Source organism: Pseudomonas sp. EA_65y_Pfl1_P113, assembly GCF_963970525.1.
GTDB lineage: Bacteria > Pseudomonadota > Gammaproteobacteria > Pseudomonadales > Pseudomonadaceae > Aquipseudomonas > Aquipseudomonas tritici.
The window spans coordinates 1-488 of the sequence record NZ_CAXAQM010000435.1 but is presented as its reverse complement, the minus strand read 5'-3'; the positions used below and the strand labels follow the sequence as shown (position 1 = coordinate 488).

The 488-nt window shown below is 61.3% G+C and carries 1 pseudogene; it reads left to right on the top strand.

The features are described 5' to 3' along the window. Positions 1 to 278: pseudogene (locus AACY52_RS30445) on the top strand (ATP-binding protein); the annotation flags it as partial. Positions 279 to 488: the final 210 nt, after the last annotated feature.

The following is a 488-nucleotide window of genomic DNA, read 5'->3' as shown; positions in this document are numbered from 1 at the left end:
ATCAAGGAGATCGCCTTGCTATCGTGATCGAACGATCCTGCGTGCGTACCGGCGCCAGGGTCAGATATTACAACACGATTGACCTGGTGAACCGGCTCGAGGCAGAGACGCGCGCCGGGCGGATCGCTGAGCATCTGTCGCGGCTCGATCTCGTGATCCTCGACGAACTCGGCTATCTGTCGTTCGCGCTGTCGGGCGGTCAGCTGCTGTTCCACCTCGTCAGCCGCCTTTACGAGCAGACCTCGATCGTGGTCACCACCAACCTCGCGTTCGGTGAATGACCGACGGTGTTCGGCGACGCACATGCCGACGTTCCTCAGCCCCATCATCAGGCTCGACATAGCGGGGTCAATGTTGGGCACCGATCGGGGGTCAAGATTCCACGCCGGTTGACATCGATGGGGAACGGACGGACATAACGGCCCCAATAGACGAGCAGGCGGACGGACGAAAGCCAAAGCCAAGGCCAGGCGAGCCATTGACCTGCC